This window comes from Virgibacillus aidingensis, from assembly GCF_010994035.1.
Taxonomy (GTDB): Bacteria; Bacillota; Bacilli; order Bacillales; family Amphibacillaceae; genus Virgibacillus_N.
This window is the reverse complement of sequence record NZ_WIXN01000011.1, coordinates 113,568-135,232: the sequence shown is the minus strand read 5'-3', so window position 1 is coordinate 135,232 and position 21,665 is coordinate 113,568. Positions and strand designations below refer to the sequence as shown.

Below are 21,665 nucleotides of genomic sequence, written 5' to 3'. Positions count from 1 at the left end.
CGGCAGCATACCACCCTTCCATTACTGACATAAGTGCGGTAATTAGGTCTTCATATACTGCCGGAGCTAGTATGCAAATCATTACTTTTATCGTTTAGCTTCTCACTTCTGCAAAAAAGTACGCAACAGCCGCCATGCTTCCTCTTTTCCTTCACCCGTTTCAGCCGAGAAAGGAAGGAGCACATCCCCCTGTTCAATTTCAAAAGCTTTGCTCGTACGCTTGATATGAGCTGCCCTTTTATTTTTGGGCACCTTATCAAGTTTTGTAGCTACAATAATTACGGGCTGATTATAATACTTTAAAAAATCATACATTTGCAGGTCATCGCCACTGGGTTCATGGCGGAGATCCGTGATCAGCAGTACAGCCCGGAGTGTATTTCTTGTCTGGAAATACTCCTCCATCATCCCTCCCCATTTTTTTCTTTCCTTTTTGGAAACTTTTGCATAACCATAACCCGGGACATCAACAAAATAAAATATATCATTAATTTTATAGAAGTTCAGAGTTTGCGTCTTTCCCGGCTTGGAGGAAGTCCGGGCCAGATTCTTCCGATTGATCAGCCTGTTAATAAAGGAAGACTTTCCCACATTGGATCTGCCGGCCAGGGCAAACTCTGGCAGACCTTCATTTGGATATTGCTTTTTACTCACTGCACTGATAACGATTTCCGCGTTAGTTACCTTCATGCTTTTTCCCCGCCAATGCTTGTTCCAGCACCTGGTCCAAATGATTCACCTTTATAAAAGTCAAATCATTCCGCACACTTTCCGGTATATCATCAATATCTTTTTCATTTTCTTCCGGAATAATAATTGTCGTTATACCTGCCCGATGTGCACTTAATGACTTTTCTTTTAGTCCGCCAATGGGCAAAACACGCCCGCGCAGTGTGATTTCTCCTGTCATCCCAACTTCTTTCCTCACTGGTCTCCCTGTTAAGGCAGAGACAAGTGCTGTTGCCATTGTAATGCCCGCTGAGGGACCGTCCTTTGGTGTAGCACCTTCGGGAACGTGGATATGAATATCATTTGTTTCATGAAAGTCGGGATCGATTTTCAGTTCATCCGACCGTGAACGGATATAACTGAAAGCAGCCTGGGCTGACTCCCGCATTACCTCTCCAAGCTTTCCGGTAAGTGTCAGTTTCCCTTTGCCGGGATAATAAGATACTTCAATAGACAATGTGTCACCGCCTGCTGTAGTATATGCGAGTCCGGTTGCTGTCCCGACCTGATCTTCTTTCTCCATCATCCCATAACGATACACCGGTTTTCCAAGTAATTCTTCCATGCTGTTCTCGGTTACAATAACTCGTTTTTTCTCCTTGGAAATAACTATTTTAGCTGCTTTTCTGCATATAGTTGCCAGCTGGCGTTCCAGTCCCCTGACCCCGGCTTCTCTTGTATAACGACGGATCAGTTTTAATAAAGCTTCATCCCATATTTGCAGATTTCCTTTCTTTAAGCCATTCTCCTTCAGCTGTTTTGGTAAAAGATGATCTTTTGCAATATGCATTTTTTCCACTTCTGTATACCCTGCAATCGATATGAGTTCCATGCGGTCCAAAAGTGGTGAAGGAATATTGTTTACATAATTTGCGGTAGCAACAAATAATACATTCGATAAGTCATAGGTTTCTTCAATAAAATGATCACTGAATGCATTGTTTTGCTCCGGGTCCAATACTTCCAGCATGGCGGATGAAGGGTCTCCCCGAAAATCATTGGACATTTTATCTATTTCATCAAGCAGGAATACCGGATTAACTGTTTCTGCCTTTTTCATACCCTGGATAATTCTTCCCGGCATAGCACCAATATATGTTCTGCGATGACCGCGGATTTCTGCTTCATCGCGGACACCCCCCAGTGAAATCCGGACAAAATTACGATTAATGGATCGCGCAATAGATTTTGCAAGCGATGTTTTTCCAACGCCCGGCGGGCCTACAAGGCAGAGAATCGGCCCTTTAATTGACTGGGTTAATTTTTGGACTGCTAAATATTCAAGAATTCGCTCCTTCACTTTATCCAACCCGTAATGGTCAGCATCAAGAATTTCCTTTGCATGTTCAATTTCAATATTATCTTCTGATTTTTTTGTCCATGGCAATGCAATCAGCCATTCCAGATAATTTCTGATGACAGAGCTTTCTGCAGAACTTTGAGGAATTTTTTCAAATCTGCCTAATTCCTTGAACGCGACTTCCTGAATATGTTCCGGCATGTCGGACTTCTCAATCTTTTCCTGCAATTCTCCGACTTCACCTGTTTTTCCGTCATTTTCCCCAAGCTCCCGCTGGATTGCTTTTAATTGTTCACGCAGATAATATTCTTTTTGCGTTTTTTCCATGGAGCTTTTCACACGCTGTCCAATTTTTTTCTCTAAATCAAGCACCTTTTTTTCATTTGTTATAATTTCAATTAATTTCTGAAGCCGTGTTTTAACATGAACTATTTCCAGCAATTCCTGTTTATCCTTCACTTTTAAAGACAAATGCGAAGTTATAATATCCGCAAGTCTGCCGGGCTCATCAATATCGGAGACAGTGGCAAATGTTTCATTTGTAATTTTTCGGGAAATTTTAGTATATTGTTCAAACTGCTTTAGTAAAGAACGCATTAATGCTTCTTCTTCGTTCTCCTCCCCATGCACGTCTTCCAGCTCTTGGATTTCTACCACAAATTCATCTTCTTCTTCCGTAAAAACAGTTATTTCTCCCCTGTGCAACCCTTCCACAAGTACACGGATTGTTCCATTAGGAAGCTTAAGCATCTGTTTTACTTTTGCCATTGTACCTATTTTATATATGTCCTTTGGCTGCGGGTCTTCCATACTCACTTTTTTTTGGGCCGCAAGAAAAATGGATTGATCGCCCATCATCGCTTTTTCCAATGCTGCAATTGATTTATCTCGTCCCACATCAAGGTGAAGTACCATTGATGGAAATATGAGCAGTCCACGTAATGGAAGGAGGGGAACTTGAATGTGTTGTTTTGCCATTGTAGGCACCTCCCTGTAATTATGTAAATTTAAAACGTATATTCTTAAAGTTTATAGAAAACCTGGTTGTTTGTAAAATTATATAATTGGATAAATGAGGTTTTCCAATCATGGGAATAGGAAGCTTTCTTATCATTAGTATTTCCTTTAAAAGCTATACAAAACTTTTAATTCCACTACAAAACAGCGGGAAATGGGATGCTGGCTATCACTATAATCGGTTTAACCGAAATTTTTCCACAAAAACTTATATCTTCCCCGAAAAGCACAAGTCCTGACATACATACTCTGAATTGAATTGTGCTGTACGATAACCTCAGTGTAAAAGTTTTGGAATGCTGCTTTTCTGATGACAGTCTTTCCAATTTCGCAAAAAGAGACTAACGGTATGCACTACGCTTTGTAATGCCACGTTAGTCTCTTCCATTCATGTTTTTTTAATTACGTGATTACGCGCTTTCTCTAGGATGTTTTTTATTCGCTTCTTTTATGGTTCCGTCTTTAAAGATCAGTTTTGGACTGCCATTTTCCTCGATCACTGTATCCTTGGTAATGATGCATTTTTCAATGTCTTCCCTTGACGGCAACTCAAACATGACATCAACCATAAGGCCTTCTATGATGGAACGCAGGCCGCGCGCACCGGTTTTTCTTTCGATCGCTTTTGCTGCTATTTCCTTTAATGCATCCTCTTCAAATTCCAACTCCACATCATCCATCTGGAAAAGTTTAATATACTGTTTTACCAGCGCATTTTTCGGCTTAGTCAGAATTTCCACCAATGCTCCTTCATCCAATGGCGTGAGGCTGCCGATTACAGGAATTCTTCCAATAAACTCCGGAATTAAACCATAACGCAATAAATCTTCCGGCAATACTTTTTCAAGCAGTTGTCCCGTATCCAAATCCTGTTGTTTTTCATTGGCACCAAAGCCAATTACTTTCTTGCCCAACCGGCGCTTAATGACCTGATCGATGCCGTCAAAGGCTCCGCCGACAATGAACAGGATATTTGTCGTATCAATTTGAATGAATTCCTGATGCGGATGCTTTCTCCCGCCTTGAGGAGGCACACTGGCAACGGTCCCTTCCAGGATCTTTAGAAGTGCCTGCTGTACACCTTCCCCGGATACATCACGGGTAATGGATGGATTTTCCGACTTACGGGCAACCTTGTCAATTTCATCGATATAAATAATGCCTTTTTCTGCTTTTTCCACATCATAGTCCGCAGCCTGGATCAGTTTTAAAAGAATGTTCTCTACATCTTCTCCAACATAGCCGGCTTCTGTCAATGAAGTTGCATCAGCCATGGCAAATGGCACATTTAAAATTCTGGCCATCGTTTGCGCGAGCAGTGTTTTCCCGCTTCCTGTCGGGCCAATCATTGCAATATTACTTTTGGCAATTTCCACATCATCCGTGCCCTTTGATGAATTAATCCGTTTATAGTGGTTATAAACTGCAACAGATAAATTCTTTTTTGCTTTTTCCTGTCCGATGACGTAATCATCCAATGTTTCACAGATTTCCATCGGCTTTGGAATCTCTTTTAATTCTGTTTCTTCCTCCGTACCCAATTCTTCTTCCACGATTTCAGTGCACAGTTCAATACATTCATCACATATATATACACCAGGCCCGGCTACAAGCTTTCGGACTTGTTCTTGGCTTTTACCGCAAAACGAACATTTTAATTGTCCTTTTTCTTCGTTAAATTTAAACATTTCATTTCACCCCTAAAAGATCTATATCTTTCCCTAGTCATGCATTCTTGATTCAACATTATAGTCATCATATCAGATGGAAATAAAAAAACAAAACAATATACTTTTATTGCTTGTACTATATATCTATATGTCAGATTTGGAAAATAATTAGCTCATATGCAAAATAGTATGTCCAGACGCATTAAAATGTAAAACAAGGTGCGAAAACTCGCACCTTGTTTAGGGGACATAGGGACAGGTACCCTGTCTCATTTAACCAAGCTGAGAAATATTAATGTCCTTCTTTTCCTCTTATTCTTCTCCCTCAGCGGCACTGACTGTTTTGCTTTCCTCGAGCAGGAAATCAATTGCTTTTCTCATTTTCAAATCACTTTTAAGTGCCTCAGCATTTCCTCCAAGAATTTGTTTTATTTGCTCTACGTCAGTTCCATACATGGAGGCCATATTTTCCATTTCCTTATCGACATCTTCATCCGTAACTTCTATTTCTTCTTTTTTGGCAATAGCTTCAAGTGTAAGATTTGTTTTTACCCGTTTTTCCGCATCTTCTCTCATTTGTTCCTTTAATGCACTTTCATCCTGACCGGAAAATTGACTATACATTTCCATTGTCATGCCCTGCATTTGCAGCTGCTGTTCAAATTCTCTTACCATTTGCTCCAGCTCGGTATCCACCATCGCTGTAGGAATATCAGCCTCTGCATTATCAGATGCTTTTTGAACTAATGTTTCTTTCTTTTGATTTTCCGCATCCTGCTTCTTTTGTTTTTCCAGTTCTTCTTTTTTCTTTTTCTTCAGTTCATCCAGCGTTTCTACTTCATCATCGACATCTTTTGCAAATTCATCATCCAGTTCAGGCAATTCTTTATATTTTACCTCATGGATTTTCACCTTAAATGTCGCATCTTTTCCTGCCAGTTCCTCTGCATGATAATCTTCCGGAAAAGTTACTTCAATTTCTGTATCTTCTCCTGATTCTTTTCCGATCAATTTTTCTTCAAATCCCGGAATAAATTGTCCTGATCCAATTTCGAGGGAATGATTTTCTCCCTTACCGCCGTCAAAGGCTTCCCCGTCCATAAACCCTTCGAAGTCCATAACGACAGTATCGCCTTCTTCAATTTTGCCTTCTTCTTTTACGACTAACTCAGCATGATGTTCACGCTGATGGTCAATTTCATGATCCACATCTTCATCTGTTACTTCCACAGACTCCTCTTCTACTTCCAGGCCTTTATAATTACCAAGCGTCACTTCCGGTTTTACCGTAACTGTTGCAGTAAATACCAGAGGCTGACCTTTTTCAATTGTTTCTATATCCACTTCCGGCTGTGCTACCGGTTCGATTCCAGTTTCATCAATTGCCTTGACATAGGCATCAGGCAGCACGATATCTACGGCATCCTGATACAAGGATTCTACTCCAAAACGGCTTTCAAAAAGCTTGCGCGGAATTTTCCCTTTACGAAAACCCGGTATTTCCACATCTTTGGAGACTTTCTTAAAAGCCTGATCCAGTGCTTGATCAAATTCTTCTACCGGAACTTCAAAAGTCAATACCCCTTCATTTCCTTCTTTCTTTTCCCAATTTGCTGTCATTGCATTTCCCTCCAAAATCTATTGATTCCATACATTTTACATTTATCATTGGTATTTCGATCTCAAATTTACAACCATCTTATTATAACATAATTCATATGCCTTTCAAGTGTTTACTCGTCTATGATACTCAGGAATAATGATTCACATAGATTTATTTCCTTCAGGTACGAAGCAATTAATGCATCGGGTTCTGTTATTGAATTATTTTCCGGGCTGATATACTCTTTTCCAATGTGGATAAGAGCATGAGCTATGATTCCGGCATCTTCTGAAGGCGGCATAATTGGATAACGTACATAAATATAACGGTACAAGATTTTATTTAACAATTTCATCAGTGATGGATTTTGCTGTTCCATTTCTTCAAGGTGATAGACTGTTTCTTTCAGGATATTTTGCTTTTTCAGTTCTGTTACTTCTGTTGGTTTCACTTTCAATTGCAGTCCCAGTTTACGAATATGTACTTTGTCCTTTACAGCTGATTCCTGCAGCCATTGAAAAATAGCAGTTTTTACAACTGGATGAATCTGTTCTTCTTTTAAAATGGATAAAGTATGTTTGTCAGGCTGCGCTTTGGATTTACGCAATTTTTCCACTAATCCCCACTGTTCGAGGTGGTTTTCATTATGTATTGCCTGTCTCAGGCCTTCCGTATATTCAGCATTCTCACCAATGATGACATCTGCTTTCATTTTTATGCTTAACTCGTATAGTTCTTTGCTTTGTTCTTCCAACAGCGGGGGTAAAGATCCTTTTGATAATTCCTCTTCCACCTGTTCCATTAATATTTCATACTGATTTGTTTGAAATAGCAAAGTTAAGTATATATGTAAGTAATGATAATAATCATCATTTTTATGCTGCAGCATGTCTTCACAAATATTTTGTGCCTCATTGTAACGGTTTAATTCCATTAGACATATAATCTTTCCGACAATTATTTCATAATGATTTACTTTGTAGCTTAATAATTCATCCAGTTTTTCCAATGCATCTTCATATCTCTTTTCCTTCATTGCCTGCAGGCTGCTTTCCTCCAAAGAAATTTTCCATTTCGGAAAAAGAACCACATTGCCGGCTTTCTTTCCCATCCGATTCCTCCTTTCCGGTGTTATATTAGTCATGATACAGATGGTAACTATACTTTCCCCCTTTCCGACAGTGATAAACCTTAATTCTTATTTCTGTTAAAAAATATATTTTGTTGATTATACCATAATTGATGAAGGGAACAATAGGCGGGGTTATTATTCATTTTTCAATAGAATTGGACTAAATTAACAAATTCAAGTTGACAAATATGTTAGTAATGCCTATAATAAATTTTGTCGGTAAAAATTGATAAAAGCTGACTTACATAATTTAGTCTAAGATGCGGGTTTAGCCACGAGCAAAGCATCCACCGAATAGGCTGCGAGTTGCCCCGAAGCACCAAGCATCCTGATTAAGCTGGAAGATGCAGGGGCATGGCGGTCGGCACTAAAATTAAATAACTATTTCATTACCATGCGGGTGTAGTTTAGTGGTAAAACCTCAGCCACGAGCAAAACATCCACCGAATAAGCTGCGAGTTGCCCCGAAGCAGCAGGCATCCTGATTAAGCTGGAAGATGCAGGGGCATGGCGGTCGGGCACTAAAATTAAATAACTATTTCATTACCATGCGGGTGTAGTTTAGTGGTAAAACCTCAGCCTTCCAAGCTGATGACGAGGGTTCGATTCCCTTCACCCGCTCCATAAACTTTGTCCCAGTAGCTCAGCTGGATAGAGCAACAGCCTTCTAAGCTGTGGGTCGCAGGTTCGAATCCTGCCTGGGACGCTCTTAAAAATCTCACAAACATGACGTTTGTGAGATTTTTAATTTATTCAGGATAAAAAAAGCACACACAGCAGTCCTGTGTGTGAAAGGGTACGTTATTATAAGTCCGCATGATAGGAGAGCTCGGCCACTTCTTCTCCATCCGTGGTATAAAATGTAACTGAGGTTTTGTTCCCTTCTTCCCATTCCAGAATGGCGTAGGTTTTTTCTCTCCGGCTTCTCGGCATGCTGATACTCCCAGGGTTAATAAACAGCTGATTCTCCACATTTTCCACACCAGCAATATGGGTATGGCCAAAGCAAACTACATCTGCTTTTTCCTCTTTCGCCCGATAAGAAAGCGGCAGCAATCCTGTTTTCACCTGATGCAAATGGCCGTGTACGATGAAAAACCGGACCCCTTCAAGGGTAAAAACCTGTTCGCTGGGGTACTTGGGATCAAGATCACAGTTACCACCTACTTTATAAAAATTATCCAGCTCTGCTGCATCCATCTCCAATTCCGAGTCACCACAATGGATCATATGTTTTAATTGATGGCGTTCTTTTATTTTGGTAATTTCTGCTGTAAGCCCATGACTGTCACTCAAAATAAGAACTTTAGGCATAAAAAATCCTATCCTTTTTCATTGATTATCTCATTCTTTATCCAATCTTCTAAATGGCTGATGGCATGTTTGCGATGGCTGATTTGGTTCTTCTCCTCAGAAGAAATTTCCGCCATTGTTTCTTCATACCCCTCCGGAACGAATATCGGATCATAGCCAAATCCATTGTTTCCTTTTTTGGAAAAGGCGATGCTCCCCTCACAATAACCGGTTCTGAAAATGGTCTCTTCCCCCGGAATTGCCACTGCCAGTACACATATAAATCTGGCAGTTCTTTTATCTCCCGGTACGGTTTTTAGCTCATTCAATACTTTCTCCATATTTGCATTATCATCTTTCATATCTCCGGCATACCTCGCCGAATATATTCCCGGTCTTCCGTCAAGCTGGTCTATCATTAAACCGGAATCATCAGCTAATACGGGAATAGATAAATAGTTGGCAATCTGTTCAGCTTTGATCGCTGCATTTTCTTCAAAAGTACTTCCGGTTTCCTGTATGTCAGGAATTTCTTCCGCCAGATCAAGTAAGGAAAGTGCTTTAATACCATACCCTGAAAAAAATGCTTTAAACTCTTCGGCTTTTCCTTTATTTCTTGTAGCAATAAGTATTTGTTTCATGGTTCTCTCCTAAGACTTTGTTTCTCCAATCCGTTCCGCCAAAACTCCCAATGTATCCTTTTGTTTATGGAATATTTCTTCCAATCCATCACTTGCGAGCTTAAGCATCATTTTCAGCTGATCAACGGAAAATGTAGCTTCTTCTCCAGTACCCTGCAATTCAACAAATTCCCCCGAGCCGGTCATCACTATATTCATATCTACCAATGCTTTTGCATCTTCTTCATAATTCAAATCCAAAATTTCCATTCCGTCAGGCAATACTCCTACAGATGTGGCAGCCAACAAATCGGTTACTGGCATTTTATTTAGCACTTTTTCATCAATTAACTTTCCAAACGCCAGTACTACTGCAACAAATGCACCCGTGATGGAAGCCGTTCTTGTACCGCCATCTGCTTGTATCACATCACAGTCCACCCAAACGGTACGTTCTCCAATTTTATCCAAATCAACAACAGACCTGAGTGATCTTCCAATTAATCGCTGTATTTCCATCGTTCTTCCGGAAATTTTTCCTTTTGATGACTCTCTTATATTCCTTTGCTCTGTTGCACGGGGAAGCATGGCATATTCAGCTGTAATCCACCCTTTGCCCTGTCCGCGCAAAAATGGGGGAACCCTGTCCTCAATACTTGCATTACAAATTACTTTGGTATTCCCAACTTCGATTAAAACAGAACCTTCCGGATGATTAATATAGTTAGTTGTAATTGTAATTGGCCGTAAACTGTCTGTATTTCTCTCATCATTTCTCATATCCTGCGCCTCCTCATTTTCCATCATTAGCTTAACACATTTTACTGTGTTCAACACATATATCTTATAAACTTTTATAATTTCAAGCTGTTTTTTTGCAAGTATATTCTATAAAGCTTTGTGGGCATAGGCCGGCAAAGCTTAGCCGTATATTTCAGTTATTCATGATGGGAAATGAAAAAGAGGCTTATATGTTCAGCCTCTTCTTGTTTATACTTCTTGTGGCGGAAGGAAGTATTGATTTGTTACCGGTTCATTATACGCTTCTCCATTTTCATTTACCAGCTGTTCCACATTCTCTACGTTCACATTAATTGCCTCAATTTCCTGATTCTCTGTCAATGTGCGAACGATTGTTTCCATCACTTCATCTGATATAATGGATTGTTCCCGGTCCTGTAAAATTTCTTCACTGAAAGTTAAATCCAGTACTCCGTCTTCCAGGGATGGTTCATTGGTCAGCATAGTTTCTGCATTAAACACATGAATAACATTTGATTGCAGACCAGGTCCCTCGAGAAGTCCTTGTACAATGGAAGTGTATTTATTTTCTCCTTCATCTTTTACATACTGTGTAACAGGAACATAATACCTGTTCTCATTATGTTCTGCAGGATAATACATTGTAACAGCCTGACTGTTCATTATATTTAAATCCGTATCCATCACATTAATGCCATTTCCCCTGGAATAGCTTTCACCAATCGGGGTTCCATTCACAGGCATTTCCCGTAATGGATGGCCATTCATTTGCAATTGTACCTCATGAACATTTTCGAATTGTGTTAGTGTATACGTAACGGATTCAACAATTTTGATTTCATCCTCTGCTTCATAGTCTGCGAATTCATTAGAAAAATCAACGACCATTATTCCATCTTCCTGGAGGTTCACGCCAAGTACTTCTGTTCCTTCCGGTAATACTGCTTGAAATCCATTTGGCAGCATAGGAGTAACAGGGCCGCCTTTTACAAGATGTTCCAATACTTGTTGAGCAACCTCATTTGATTCAGGTGCAGGTAATTCCAAAGTCTGTGCTGCAACCAGTCCGTTTGCATCAATTAAATATAGTTCTCTTGGTATCGTTTCTGCTGTTTGATCGCTGTCCTCCATATTCTCGTCTGCATCATCATTGGCCTCATCATTTTCTTCTGTCTTTAGACCGTCTAAATTATCTACAGCTTCTGCATCCTGGGGCGGATCCATCTCCTCCAATGATTGTTCCCCCTGAAAGCAGCCTGCCAGGGTAATTGCCAGGATAATTAATCCCAAAATCCATATTCCGCGCTTTAGCATCTGATTCCCTCCTATGATGGTTTGTACTATTATATATACGAGCTCAACATAAAAATAGACCATTCAGGAAAAATAATTTATCTTTTTGAGAGGGAAATAAACCCGGAAAAAAGATGCCGTAAAAAAACTGCCTCTTTATTAAATAAGAAGCAGTAATCATGTATTATACTATCCCCAAATTCATTACAATGCCAATTTTGATATGTGCGTATTATTTAGATTGACTTTTTCCATCCGGACTGATTTTAAAATATCCTTTTGGAAAATACGGCAGGAGAGCGTTTTAAAAGTTTCCAATTCCCCTGTAGTGTAAAACTGATGTACCGGGAGCATTCCACGGTTATTCAGCAGCTGGTGAACATCGAGTACTGTACTTGTTTCCCGGGCTGTTTCTTCACTGGAAGAAATTAACTCCACATGCTCCCCGACTACAGATTGAATGACATGCTTAATTAAAGGATAATGGGTGCAGCCCAAAATTAACGTATCCATTTGTGTACCTTGTTTGATTGGTTCCAATGTATTCTCTACTATTTTTTTCACTTTGTTCCCTGACAGGAAACCCTGCTCAATCATTTCAACAAATGATGGGCACGCCAATGTATTTACGTGGATATCAGGGTTAATGTTTTTTATTGCCTTTGCATAAGCCCCGCTCTTCGCTGTACCTTCTGTTGCTATTACACTGATATAGTTATTTTCCGTGTACTTAATAGCTGCCCTTGCGCCTGGCTGAATCACGCCTACTACAGGAATAGGAAGCTTTTTTTGTAAATGATGCAAGGTAAAAGCCGTGGCGGTATTACAGGCAATCACCAGCATTTTTATATGTTGATTTAATAGAAAATCAACTAATTCACAAGTAAAATTCAAAACTTCTTCTTTTGACCTTGGTCCATATGGACACCTGGCTGTATCGCCAACATAAATTATTTGCTCATTTGGCAGTTGCCGCATTAATTCTCCGGCTACGGTTAATCCGCCTACACCTGAGTCAATAACTCCGATTGCCCTCTCCAATTCGATCTCCCCATCTGCATTTTAATTATCGTCATACTTCTTCATTTCTTCATGTAAAAGCTGCAGCAGATCGTGTAAATGATTTGTTTGTTCATCTGTAAAGTTTTCCAATACTTCCCCTAAATATTTCTGCCGTTTTTCTATCACTTCACGAATAATGTTTTTGCCTTTATCCAAAACATGAATCCTTACCACTCTCCGGTCTTTGGAATCACGGACTCGTTCCACCAGATTGTTCTTTTCCATCCGGTCTACCAGGTCAGTTGTTGTACTAAAAGCCAGACTGATTTTATTGGACAGTTCTCCAATGGTCAAGTCTCCTTCTTCGACCAGCCATTGAAGTGCTACGAACTGGGGTGAGGTAATTGGATAGTTTGTTAAAATTTTTCGACCGTTTTGTTTTACAATACCGGATATGTACCGCATTCTTTTTTCTATTTTATTTATGGTCAACCGTGTATCTGTTTCCACTAAAAGCCACCCCTGACAATGTATTATTTTTCTTATATCCAAATTTCTGATGATGACAAACTGTGTTGATATCAATTATTTATCGTAATGTATGCAAATATGATGTTGTGAGTTCAAACTCGCCTTTCAAATGAAAATTTAAGCTAATTATAACAAACTTCGACTTTTTTCGCTCTTCTATTGTTGTATTTATTCTTATTCATCCGGAAGCAAGGATTATAGGCGCACCCTTTTAAAGAAACAATCATAAGCTATATTGACTAAATAATATCCCTCAACCTGCAGCTCTATGACAGCAAGGAGGGGTTGAAATTTGAAGGACAACGAGTATAAACCGAAGCAACTACTAACAAAACGTGAAAAAGAAGTATTCGAATTGCTAGTACAGGATAAAACAACAAAAGAAATTGCCCAGGAATTATTCATATCAGAAAAAACTGTCCGAAACCATATTTCTAATGCTATGCAAAAGTTAGGCGTTAAGGGGCGATCACAAGCCGTGGTGGAGCTCCTTCGCATGGGGGAATTAAAGCTCTAGAATAAACCGACTTTCTTTTACAGAAAGTCGGTTTACCAGGCTTTTTAAGCAGATGCATTAAAGGAATTTATTTTCCAGAAAAAGCTGTATGTTTTTTAAATATAAATAGTCAGCAGTGTATATATCATAAAACTAGCTATTCTTCAATTTACGTTTAATCTCCTCTTTCAATGGAACAGGTTTACCTGATTCCTGATCGACAAAAACAAGTCTGCCCCTGCCTGTCAGCGTAATTTCGTTTTTATCATTTACGGCCATATAATGAAAATCGATAGAAGTTGTACCAACATTATTTGCTTTTACATACATATCAATTGTTTCTCCAAAATACGACTGCTTTAAATAATTGCATTGCAAATCTGCTACAACAGGAACTCCCTCTTCATAAACATTACCTGTAAATACACCGAGAGATTGTAAAAATTTAATCCTTGCTTCTTCAAAATAAATGAATGGAGATACGTTATTCATATGTCCGATCATATCAGTTTCAGAAAAACGAATATAAACGGGGATTGAATATTGAAATTCCGATCGCCATTTTTGAAAATCCTCTATGTAATCAACCTTTGCCATGACTCCATTTCCCCTTGATCTGTTTAGTATAAATATTGTTTATTCTGTAATTGGAAATATCAATAATGCCTTCCTGTTTCTGTCTTGGATTCTATGAAAAAACCCGGACAAATGGCCCGGGTCACTATCATTTATAAATCCGTAATTAATGTGCGTTGTCACTGCCAAAGAAATTTTTAAATGCCTGTATATTTGTTGCACGGTTCATTGCAGCTATGGATGTCGTTAAAGGAATCCCTTTCGGACAAACCTGCACACAGTTTTGTGAATTTCCGCAGCCGTCGATTCCCCCGTCTTCCATTAAACCGTTTAGTCTTTCACTTGCATTCATTTCCCCAGTTGGGTGTGCATTAAACAAGCGGGCCTGGGATATCGCTGCTGGTCCTATGAAATTGGATTTGTCATTTACGTTTGGACAAGCTTCCAGACAAACACCGCAAGTCATACACTTGGACAGCTCATATGCCCATTGGCGTTTTTTCTCCGCCATCCGCGGGCCGGGTCCCAAATCATGTGTTCCATCAATCGGAATCCATGCTTTTACTTGCTTCAATGCATCAAACATCCGTTCACGGTCTACAATTAAATCACGGACTACCGGGAAAGTGGACATTGGTTCCAGACGAATTGGCTGTTCCAGCTGATCCACAAGCGCCGCACATGATTGTCTTGCAGTACCGTTAATTACCATCGAACATGCACCGCACACTTCTTCCAAACAGCTCATATCCCAGTAAACCGGTGTTGTTTTCTCCCCATTTGCATTTACCGGGTTTTGTCTTATTTCCATTAACCCGGAAATAACGTTCATGTTTTTACGATAAGGAACGTTAAATCTTTCCTCATAAGGAGCAGAATCGGGGCTGTCCTGTCTGGTTATAATAAAAGTAACCGTTTTTTGTTCTTCAGCCATTATTACTTACTCCCTTCGCTTTTTTTTGTATAATCCCGTTTACGCGGTTTAATTAGTGATGTATCTACATCCTCATACGTAAACTCCGGTGAGTTTGTCTCTTTATTGTAGCTTGCAATGGTCGTTTTCAGCCATTCTTCATCATTACGTTCAGGGTACTCAGGCTTATAGTGCGCCCCGCGGCTTTCGTTTCTGTTATATGCTCCGATTGTAATTACTCTTGCCAGGTGAAGCATATTTTGCAACTGCCGTGTAAACATAACTCCCTGGTTGCTCCAGCGTGAGGTATCATTAATATTAATATTTTCCCAGCGTTCCATCAGTTCTTTAATTTTTTCATCTGTCTTCAGGAGTTTTTCATTATCACGAACCACTGTTACATTGTCCGTCATCCATTCGCCAAGCTCTTTATGGATAGCATACGCATTCTCGCTACCTTCCATATTCATTAGCTTTTCGAATTTCTCCTGTTCTTCCTTCTCTTTCTCTTCAAAGAATTCAGCAGGCATATCTTCTGCATGCTTATCCAGCCCGTCTGTATATTTAATGGCACTTGGTCCTGCTACCATTCCGCCGTAAATAGCAGAAAGCAGGGAATTTGCACCAAGACGGTTTCCGCCATGCTGGGAGTAATCACATTCACCTGCGGCAAATACTCCAGGGATGCTGGTCATTTGGTCGTAATCAACCCAAAGACCGCCCATGGAATAATGTACTGCAGGGAAAATCTTCATTGGTACTTTACGAGGATCTTCACCAACAAATTTTTCATAAATTTCTATAATACCGCCAAGTTTAACATCCAGTTCTTTTGGATCTTTATGAGACAAATCAAGGTAAACCATGTTTTCTCCATTGATGCCCAGCTTCTGGTTTACACACACATCAAAAATTTCCCTTGTTGCGATATCACGCGGTACGAGGTTTCCATATGCCGGATATTTTTCCTCAAGGAAATACCATGGTTCTCCGTCTTTATAAGTCCATACCCTGCCGCCTTCACCCCTGGCCGATTCACTCATCAGGCGTAATTTATCATCACCTGGTATAGCGGTGGGATGGATTTGAATAAATTCACCGTTGGCATATTTTGCACCCTGCTGATATAATGCACTGGCAGCAGAACCTGTATTAATCATGGAATTTGTTGATTTCCCAAAAATAATTCCCGGCCCGCCTGTAGCCATAATAACTGCATCGGATGGAAATGCTTTTATTTCGTGGTCTTTAATGCTCTGGGCGACAATGCCTCTGCTGACGCCCTCTTCATCAAGCGTTGCACCGAGAAATTCCCAGTTTTCATATTTTGTTACCAGACCTTGCACTTCATAGCGACGAACTTGTTCGTCAAGTGCATATAATAACTGCTGACCTGTAGTTGCCCCTGCATATGCTGTACGATGGTGCTGTGTTCCTCCAAATCGGCGGAAGTCAAGCAAACCTTCCGGAGTACGGTTAAACATAACCCCCATTCTATCCAGCATATGTATAATACTTGGTGCTGCCTCACACATCGCTTTCACCGGCGGCTGGTTAGCCAAAAAGTCACCGCCGTACACTGTATCATCAAAGTGAATATCAGGAGAATCTCCTTCCCCTTTCGTATTCACCGCACCGTTAATACCGCCTTGGGCACATACAGAGTGAGATCGTTTTACGGGAACAATGGAGAATAAATCCACGTTCACCCCTGCTTCAGCTGCTTTAATGGTTGCCATTAAACCGGCAAGACCACCGCCTACCACAGCAATTTTACGATTACTCATGATCATTGCTCACTCCTTTTTTTCTTTATGTTAAGCTCCATAAGCAAATGTAATTAATGTTCTCATTCCAATAAAACTTAACCCTAAAAATATCAGAATAGTTGCGTACGTAGCGATTTTTTGCGATTTTGGTGTTTGCGTAATACCCCAGGTTACAAAAAAGCTCCATAAACCATTTGCAAAATGGAAAACCGCTGACAATACACCAATAACATAGAACCAAAACATGATTGGGCTTGTTAAAATTCCTTCCATTAAGCTGTAATCCAGCTCCGCATTTCCAAGGGCAATCTGCACACGTGTTTCAAATACATGCCATGCGATAAACACGAGTGTAATTATCCCGGTAATGCGTTGAAGGTAGAACATCCAATTTCTGAAATAACCATAATTCCTCGTGTTGTTTCTTGCTACAAAAACTATATACACCCCTAATATTGCATGAAACAAAATCGGCAGATAAATTACAAAGATCTCCAATAACAGAACAAATGGAAGACCTGCCATAAACCCTGCAGCCTGATTAAAGCTTTCCTCACCGTAAACGGCAAAATGATTTACCAGCAGATGCTGGGTAAGGAATATACCAATTGGTACAACCCCCAGAAGTGAGTGTAACCTTCTGCCAAAAAATTCACGATGCTCCGCCATCTGTTACCCCCCTTTAGTTTACAAGTTGTGTTTAACATTTTGCACAAGAAAAAGTATCAAAAATATAAATTCACATAAGTTTGAGACACCAGCTAATTGTTAGCCCGCATACTATATATATGTAATGAAATAAATTTCCTGTACATTAATCTGTATTAACCTTCACTCTGTGAATTCATACATGTTACTTGCAAACTTGTACAAATTATGACATTTCAATTGTACTTCTTACTGTGAAAAGCGTCAAGAAAACGCTATAGGTTTTTTCGGCAATGCCTTTCAGCGCCGAAATTTGCCAAAGATTTATTCATTTTCTACAGGGAGAATTATAAAAATGTTTTATAAAAACTTGCAGAAATGATGGATTAAAATGATAATATAAACGGTGTGCTTTAGTTGAATTATAAGATAAGTCGGCATTCAGCCGGCTTTGAGTAAATCGTTGGCATTTCTTATACTTAGTTATAACGTTGTATTACTAGTTCGGGACTGCGGATATTGCTGTTCCCGCAGGAGCGAACAGGAGATCAGCAAACATTTTAAGTCTTCTTAGAGAAAGGATGAGGTGCATGTCGAAAGAAAATAAAGTTGCCATTTCCCAATTGGATGAACTGAACACAAATGGTGCCGGTTATGATGTCCTCCGTTATGTAGGTTTACCGGAACTGCTTGGCAATGAAGCAGATGCCCTTCTTTATTTTATGGGGCGGAATATTGCCAGGAAACTTGATATAGCTGAAATGGATGATATCTTGAATTGTTTTGATAAACTTGGCTGGGGAAAACTGGAATTAGTAAAACAAAAAAAGAACCAGATGGTGTTCCACCTCATGTCCGATGCTGTAGTTTATCGTCTGAAATCCGAATTAAACACCGAGTTCCGCCTTGAAGCTGGATTTCTGGCCGAAGCAATTCAGTCCATTCAAAATATGGAATGTGAATGTACGGAAGAAATAAATACTCGCATATACCAAGTGCAGTTCAATGTCTATTATTCAAAATGAGACAGCCGGAAAAGGCGTGAAATTTTTTATAGGAAATTGGGCTTTTGATAAGATTGGTAATTAAATTAGCCGCTGCCGGCTGCACCTGCATATCTCTTAGGCCGGGAAAAGGATTAAGTTCAGCCCTGGTCTTTAATAGGCGGCAGGCATGGAGCGCAGTCCTGGATTGTTTCAGTTTGAACGCCGCTAAACAAGCGCCTGCACAGTTGTTTTCTACAGCTTTTCCGATTCTTCCTGATTTAGATGATTAACAATATCCCGGGCAGTATTTACCGGGATCCCCAGGCTTGTAATATCTGTTACAGACGCTTTTTTTATTTCTGCAACAGATTTAAAATGTCTCAGCAGCAGTTTTCTTCTTTTTTCGCCAATGCCCGGTATTTTATCCAATTCCGATTGAAATAAACTTTTGCCCCGTAATTGCCGGTGAAACGTAATGGCAAAACGGTGCACCTCTTCCTGAATCCGCTGCACGAGGTAAAACTCCTGCGACTGTCTCGACAATGGGATAACTGCAGGAGGTGCCCCATATAAAAGTTCACTCGTTTTATGCTGATCATCTTTGGCTAAACCGCATAATGGAATATCAAGCCCCAATTCATTTTCCAACACATCAACGGCTGCGCTCATTTGCCCTTTTCCGCCGTCCACAATGATTAAATCCGGCAATGGGAGATCTTCTTTCACTACTCTTTTGTATCTGCGCCGCACGACCTCCCGCATGGTTTCATAGTCATCCGGCCCTTCAACACCCCGTATTTTATATTTACGGTACTCTTTTTTATCCGGTTTTCCATCTATAAAAACAACCATGGCGGAAACAGGGTCTGTACCCTGTATATTTGAATTATCAAAAGCTTCAATACGATGGGGCACTTCTATATTCAGAGCTCTTCCCAGCTTTTCTACGGCAACAATCGTTCTTTCCTCATCTCTTTCTATCAATGTAAACTTCTCATCCAATGCAATTTCAGCATTTTTGGTTGCAAGCTCCACCAGTTCCTTTTTTCTGCCTCTGAGTGGAACGTGCACATCCACTTCAAGCAGATTTTTTACCATTTCTTTATCCGTCCCTATCGGCAGCAGAATTTCTTTTGGCTTTAAATGGTGCTGATGAAGATAAAATCGGCCGATGAAACTGATAAATGTTTCTTCCGCTGTATCAAAGAAAGGAAAAATAGCCACATCCCTTTCAATCAACTTGCCTTGTCTGATAAAAAATACTTGAATGCACATCCAGCCTTTATCATAGCTGTAACCGAAAATATCCCTGTCTTTTCGGTCATTTAGCGTCATCTTCTGTTGTTCCATCACCACTTCAATATGCTGAATTTGATCTCGGAGTTCCCTTGCCCTTTCAAAATTCAGCTGCTCGCTCGCTTCATACATTTTTTTCTTTCTATCTTGTTTGATTTCCTTAAATCCGCCTTGCAGGAAAGAGGATATATTTTGTACAATTTTATCATATTCCGCTGTGGAAGGCGGGTTTTCACTGCATGCCAGGCATTGGCCCATATGATAATACAAACAAACCCTTCCAGGTGGGTTATTGCATTTTTTAAGCGGGTAAAGCCGATCCAAAAGCTTCTTGGTCTCTCTGGCTGCAATCACATTCGGATATGGACCAAAATACTTCCCCTTATCTTTCTTTACCTGTCTTGTTATTAATAAACGAGGATGTCTTTCCGACGTGATTTTCAAATATGGATAGGATTTGTCATCCTTTAGCATGACATTGTATTTTGGATCATACTTTTTGATTAAATTCATTTCAAGAATCAGGGCTTCCATTTCTGATGTAGTAACAATATATTCAAAGTTTTCTATTTCCTGAACCAGCCGCTGTGTTTTTTTGTCATGAGCACCTGTGAAATAAGAACGCACCCGGTTTCTCAACAGCTTTGATTTACCTACATAGATTACGGTATTATGTCTGTCTTTCATTAAATAACAGCCTGGCTGTGCAGGAAGCACGGCTAATTTTTCTTTTATTGTCGGGTTCATTTATTTCAATCCTTCGTACATTTAGAAATCCCCTGTCACATCTAGCAACAAGGGATTTCGTTTATTCTTATATTCATTATATCATGTTTTAAGCGTGTTTGTTAATAAGATCTACAAGCGCTTCTTTTGGCTGGAACCCGATGACTTGATCCACAACTTCCCCATCTTTGAATAATAGAAGTGTAGGAATACTCATGACACCAAACTTTCCTGCCGTTTCCTGATTTTCATCCACATCCAATTTAACTATTTGAACTTTATCTTCCATCTCTCCATCGATTTCTTCCAATACAGGTGCAATCATTTTACAAGGGCCGCACCAAGGCGCCCAAAAGTCAGCCAAAACGAGGCCTTCGGAAGTTTCTTTCGAGAAGTTTTGGTCAGTAACATTTACTATCGCCATTATTTTATTCCTCCTTGATCTTGCAATACTTTAAAAGAAGTATAACATTGATTATTTTCCCTTACTAATAATCTGCTTATGCGTAAATAGTTTAATGACTTCATATTTCTTATAAAGCATATCCTCTTTCATTCCGACTTGTAAGGAAACAAACCAATTATTAAAAATATGTAATAACCGGATTTATTTAAGATGGGACATACCGCCTGCATTTCTTTTTCATAAGTATGTTGTGCTTAAGCATTCTGCTAATTTGACATAATACAGAACGATAAAGCCGCCTGTTAACCTTCATCCAAATACAGTCATACACTTTGGAATCCGGAAAACCAGACAGCTTTTCATACATTTACGCTTTCAACTTTTTAATCTCCTCCGTCAGCATCGGAACAATCTCGAACAAATCGCCAACAAGGCCATAATCCGCTACGTTAAAGATGTTGGACTCCGAATCTTTGTTAATTGCTACAATGACTTTGGAGTTGGACATCCCGGCCAGGTGCTGAATTGCTCCGGAAATACCAACCGCTATATATAAATCAGGTGTTACCACTTTACCTGTCTGGCCAATCTGCAGGGAGTAATCACAGTATTCCGCGTCACATGCACCGCGTGAAGCACCCACTGCTGCGCCCAATACATCGGCAAGCTCATACAGCGAGTCAAAGCCTTCCTTGCTTTTTACACCGCGGCCGCCCGCGACAATTATATTTGCCTCTGACAGATCCACGCCTTCTGATGCTTTGCGGACGACATCTTTAATGATGGTGCGGATGTCTGTCACGTCCACTTCCTTGGAAGTAACATCTCCGGAACGTGAATCATCTCTTTCCAATGCCGCGATGTTATTCGGACGAATTGTAAAAAACGCGATGCCGT

The 21,665-nt window shown here is 40.0% G+C and carries 20 protein-coding genes and 2 tRNA genes; 4 read left to right on the top strand and 18 right to left on the bottom strand.

What is annotated here, in order from left to right; translation table 11 throughout:
* Window positions 1-102: 102 nt before the first annotated feature.
* From yihA to GHD25_RS11350, 5 genes are all read right to left on the bottom strand, one after another.
* On the bottom strand, window positions 103-690 hold the full coding sequence (gene yihA / locus GHD25_RS11370; protein ID WP_164216897.1) for a ribosome biogenesis GTP-binding protein YihA/YsxC: 588 nt from the start codon (window positions 688-690) through the stop codon (window positions 103-105).
* Complete coding sequence (gene lon, locus GHD25_RS11365) at window positions 677-3,007, bottom strand: endopeptidase La (protein WP_164216894.1); 2,331 nt, start codon at window positions 3,005-3,007, stop codon at window positions 677-679. The genes yihA and lon overlap by 14 nt, the downstream gene beginning before the upstream one ends.
* Before the next feature lie 449 nt (window positions 3,008-3,456).
* Window positions 3,457-4,734 carry an ATP-dependent protease ATP-binding subunit ClpX gene (gene clpX, locus GHD25_RS11360; RefSeq protein ID WP_164216892.1) on the bottom strand — a complete coding sequence of 426 codons (1,278 nt, stop codon included), beginning with the start codon at window positions 4,732-4,734 and terminating at the stop codon, window positions 3,457-3,459.
* 294 nt (window positions 4,735-5,028) lie between these two features.
* Window positions 5,029-6,336 (bottom strand): trigger factor, encoded by a 1,308-nt coding sequence (tig, locus tag GHD25_RS11355; RefSeq protein WP_164216888.1) that lies wholly within the window; start codon window positions 6,334-6,336, stop codon window positions 5,029-5,031.
* 113 nt (window positions 6,337-6,449) lie between these two features.
* Window positions 6,450-7,430: a tetratricopeptide repeat protein gene (locus GHD25_RS11350; protein WP_164216886.1), complete on the bottom strand. Its 981-nt coding sequence runs from the start codon at window positions 7,428-7,430 to the stop codon at window positions 6,450-6,452.
* Between the two features lie 571 nt (window positions 7,431-8,001).
* Here GHD25_RS11350 and GHD25_RS11345 point away from each other — a divergent pair.
* Both GHD25_RS11345 and GHD25_RS11340 read left to right on the top strand, forming a co-directional pair.
* Window positions 8,002-8,075: transfer RNA gene (locus GHD25_RS11345), tRNA-Gly, on the top strand.
* Window positions 8,076-8,083: 8 nt separating this feature from the next.
* Window positions 8,084-8,157: transfer RNA gene (locus GHD25_RS11340), tRNA-Arg, on the top strand.
* 98 nt (window positions 8,158-8,255) lie between these two features.
* Here the strand turns inward: GHD25_RS11340 and GHD25_RS11335 are convergent.
* The 6 genes from GHD25_RS11335 to GHD25_RS11310 form a co-directional block, all read right to left on the bottom strand.
* Window positions 8,256-8,765 carry a metallophosphoesterase gene (locus GHD25_RS11335; RefSeq protein WP_164216884.1) on the bottom strand — a complete coding sequence of 170 codons (510 nt, stop codon included), beginning with the start codon at window positions 8,763-8,765 and terminating at the stop codon, window positions 8,256-8,258.
* 8 nt (window positions 8,766-8,773) lie between these two features.
* Complete coding sequence (locus GHD25_RS11330) at window positions 8,774-9,385, bottom strand: XTP/dITP diphosphatase (protein ID WP_164216882.1); 612 nt, start codon at window positions 9,383-9,385, stop codon at window positions 8,774-8,776.
* A gap of 9 nt (window positions 9,386-9,394) precedes the next feature.
* A complete protein-coding gene (gene rph, locus GHD25_RS11325; protein ID WP_164216880.1) occupies window positions 9,395-10,144 on the bottom strand; it encodes a ribonuclease PH in 750 nt (249 codons plus the stop codon).
* A gap of 210 nt (window positions 10,145-10,354) precedes the next feature.
* Complete coding sequence (locus tag GHD25_RS11320; RefSeq protein ID WP_164216878.1) at window positions 10,355-11,440, bottom strand: GerMN domain-containing protein; 1,086 nt, start codon at window positions 11,438-11,440, stop codon at window positions 10,355-10,357.
* Window positions 11,441-11,623: 183 nt separating this feature from the next.
* Entirely contained in the window at window positions 11,624-12,460 is an 837-nt protein-coding gene (gene racE / locus GHD25_RS11315; protein WP_164216876.1) for a glutamate racemase, read from the bottom strand.
* Window positions 12,461-12,481: 21 nt separating this feature from the next.
* Window positions 12,482-12,886 (bottom strand): MarR family winged helix-turn-helix transcriptional regulator, encoded by a 405-nt coding sequence (locus GHD25_RS11310; RefSeq protein ID WP_164216928.1) that lies wholly within the window; start codon window positions 12,884-12,886, stop codon window positions 12,482-12,484.
* Between the two features lie 358 nt (window positions 12,887-13,244).
* Between GHD25_RS11310 and GHD25_RS11305 the strand changes: the two genes are divergently transcribed.
* Window positions 13,245-13,469: a helix-turn-helix domain-containing protein gene (locus GHD25_RS11305; protein ID WP_010651078.1), complete on the top strand. Its 225-nt coding sequence runs from the start codon at window positions 13,245-13,247 to the stop codon at window positions 13,467-13,469.
* Window positions 13,470-13,601: 132 nt separating this feature from the next.
* Here GHD25_RS11305 and GHD25_RS11300 read toward each other — a convergent pair whose 3' ends face one another.
* From GHD25_RS11300 to GHD25_RS11285, 4 genes are all read right to left on the bottom strand, one after another.
* Window positions 13,602-14,045 carry an acyl-CoA thioesterase gene (locus GHD25_RS11300; RefSeq protein WP_164216874.1) on the bottom strand — a complete coding sequence of 148 codons (444 nt, stop codon included), beginning with the start codon at window positions 14,043-14,045 and terminating at the stop codon, window positions 13,602-13,604.
* A 145-nt stretch (window positions 14,046-14,190) separates the two neighbouring features.
* Window positions 14,191-14,958 (bottom strand): succinate dehydrogenase iron-sulfur subunit, encoded by a 768-nt coding sequence (gene sdhB / locus GHD25_RS11295; RefSeq protein ID WP_164216872.1) that lies wholly within the window; start codon window positions 14,956-14,958, stop codon window positions 14,191-14,193.
* Between the two features lie 2 nt (window positions 14,959-14,960).
* Window positions 14,961-16,724 (bottom strand): succinate dehydrogenase flavoprotein subunit, encoded by a 1,764-nt coding sequence (gene sdhA, locus GHD25_RS11290; RefSeq protein WP_164216870.1) that lies wholly within the window; start codon window positions 16,722-16,724, stop codon window positions 14,961-14,963.
* A gap of 30 nt (window positions 16,725-16,754) precedes the next feature.
* Window positions 16,755-17,375 carry a succinate dehydrogenase cytochrome b558 subunit gene (locus tag GHD25_RS11285; protein WP_164216868.1) on the bottom strand — a complete coding sequence of 207 codons (621 nt, stop codon included), beginning with the start codon at window positions 17,373-17,375 and terminating at the stop codon, window positions 16,755-16,757.
* A gap of 569 nt (window positions 17,376-17,944) precedes the next feature.
* On the opposite strand from GHD25_RS11285, the gene GHD25_RS11280 reads away from it, so the two are divergent.
* Entirely contained in the window at window positions 17,945-18,379 is a 435-nt protein-coding gene (locus tag GHD25_RS11280) for a YslB family protein (protein ID WP_164216866.1), read from the top strand.
* 213 nt (window positions 18,380-18,592) lie between these two features.
* Here GHD25_RS11280 and uvrC read toward each other — a convergent pair whose 3' ends face one another.
* From uvrC to GHD25_RS19975, 3 genes are all read right to left on the bottom strand, one after another.
* Window positions 18,593-20,383 carry an excinuclease ABC subunit UvrC gene (gene uvrC / locus GHD25_RS11275; RefSeq protein WP_164216864.1) on the bottom strand — a complete coding sequence of 597 codons (1,791 nt, stop codon included), beginning with the start codon at window positions 20,381-20,383 and terminating at the stop codon, window positions 18,593-18,595.
* An 88-nt stretch (window positions 20,384-20,471) separates the two neighbouring features.
* The gene (gene trxA / locus GHD25_RS11270) at window positions 20,472-20,786 is read right to left on the bottom strand and encodes a thioredoxin (protein WP_164216862.1); all 315 of its coding nucleotides are present in this window, start codon (window positions 20,784-20,786) and stop codon (window positions 20,472-20,474) included.
* A 349-nt stretch (window positions 20,787-21,135) separates the two neighbouring features.
* Window positions 21,136-21,665: electron transfer flavoprotein subunit alpha/FixB family protein (locus GHD25_RS19975; RefSeq protein ID WP_240452331.1), on the bottom strand; the 530-nt coding region annotated here is incomplete at its 5' end.

Coding starts and splice junctions, on each gene's coding strand:
- yihA (WP_164216897.1), bottom strand. CDS start 690: ATGAAGGTAACTAACGCGGAAATCGTTATCAGTGCAGTGAGTAAAAAG.
- lon (WP_164216894.1), bottom strand. CDS start 3,007: ATGGCAAAACAACACATTCAAGTTCCCCTCCTTCCATTACGTGGACTG.
- clpX (WP_164216892.1), bottom strand. CDS start 4,734: ATGTTTAAATTTAACGAAGAAAAAGGACAATTAAAATGTTCGTTTTGC.
- tig (WP_164216888.1), bottom strand. CDS start 6,336: ATGACAGCAAATTGGGAAAAGAAAGAAGGAAATGAAGGGGTATTGACT.
- GHD25_RS11350 (WP_164216886.1), bottom strand. CDS start 7,430: ATGGGAAAGAAAGCCGGCAATGTGGTTCTTTTTCCGAAATGGAAAATT.
- GHD25_RS11335 (WP_164216884.1), bottom strand. CDS start 8,765: ATGCCTAAAGTTCTTATTTTGAGTGACAGTCATGGGCTTACAGCAGAA.
- GHD25_RS11330 (WP_164216882.1), bottom strand. CDS start 9,385: ATGAAACAAATACTTATTGCTACAAGAAATAAAGGAAAAGCCGAAGAG.
- rph (WP_164216880.1), bottom strand. CDS start 10,144: ATGAGAAATGATGAGAGAAATACAGACAGTTTACGGCCAATTACAATT.
- GHD25_RS11320 (WP_164216878.1), bottom strand. CDS start 11,440: ATGCTAAAGCGCGGAATATGGATTTTGGGATTAATTATCCTGGCAATT.
- GHD25_RS11310 (WP_164216928.1), bottom strand. CDS start 12,886: ATGCGGTACATATCCGGTATTGTAAAACAAAACGGTCGAAAAATTTTA.
- GHD25_RS11300 (WP_164216874.1), bottom strand. CDS start 14,045: ATGGCAAAGGTTGATTACATAGAGGATTTTCAAAAATGGCGATCGGAA.
- sdhB (WP_164216872.1), bottom strand. CDS start 14,958: ATGGCTGAAGAACAAAAAACGGTTACTTTTATTATAACCAGACAGGAC.
- sdhA (WP_164216870.1), bottom strand. CDS start 16,724: ATGAGTAATCGTAAAATTGCTGTGGTAGGCGGTGGTCTTGCCGGTTTA.
- GHD25_RS11285 (WP_164216868.1), bottom strand. CDS start 17,375: ATGGCGGAGCATCGTGAATTTTTTGGCAGAAGGTTACACTCACTTCTG.
- GHD25_RS11280 (WP_164216866.1), top strand. CDS start 17,945: ATGTCGAAAGAAAATAAAGTTGCCATTTCCCAATTGGATGAACTGAAC.
- uvrC (WP_164216864.1), bottom strand. CDS start 20,383: ATGAACCCGACAATAAAAGAAAAATTAGCCGTGCTTCCTGCACAGCCA.
- trxA (WP_164216862.1), bottom strand. CDS start 20,786: ATGGCGATAGTAAATGTTACTGACCAAAACTTCTCGAAAGAAACTTCC.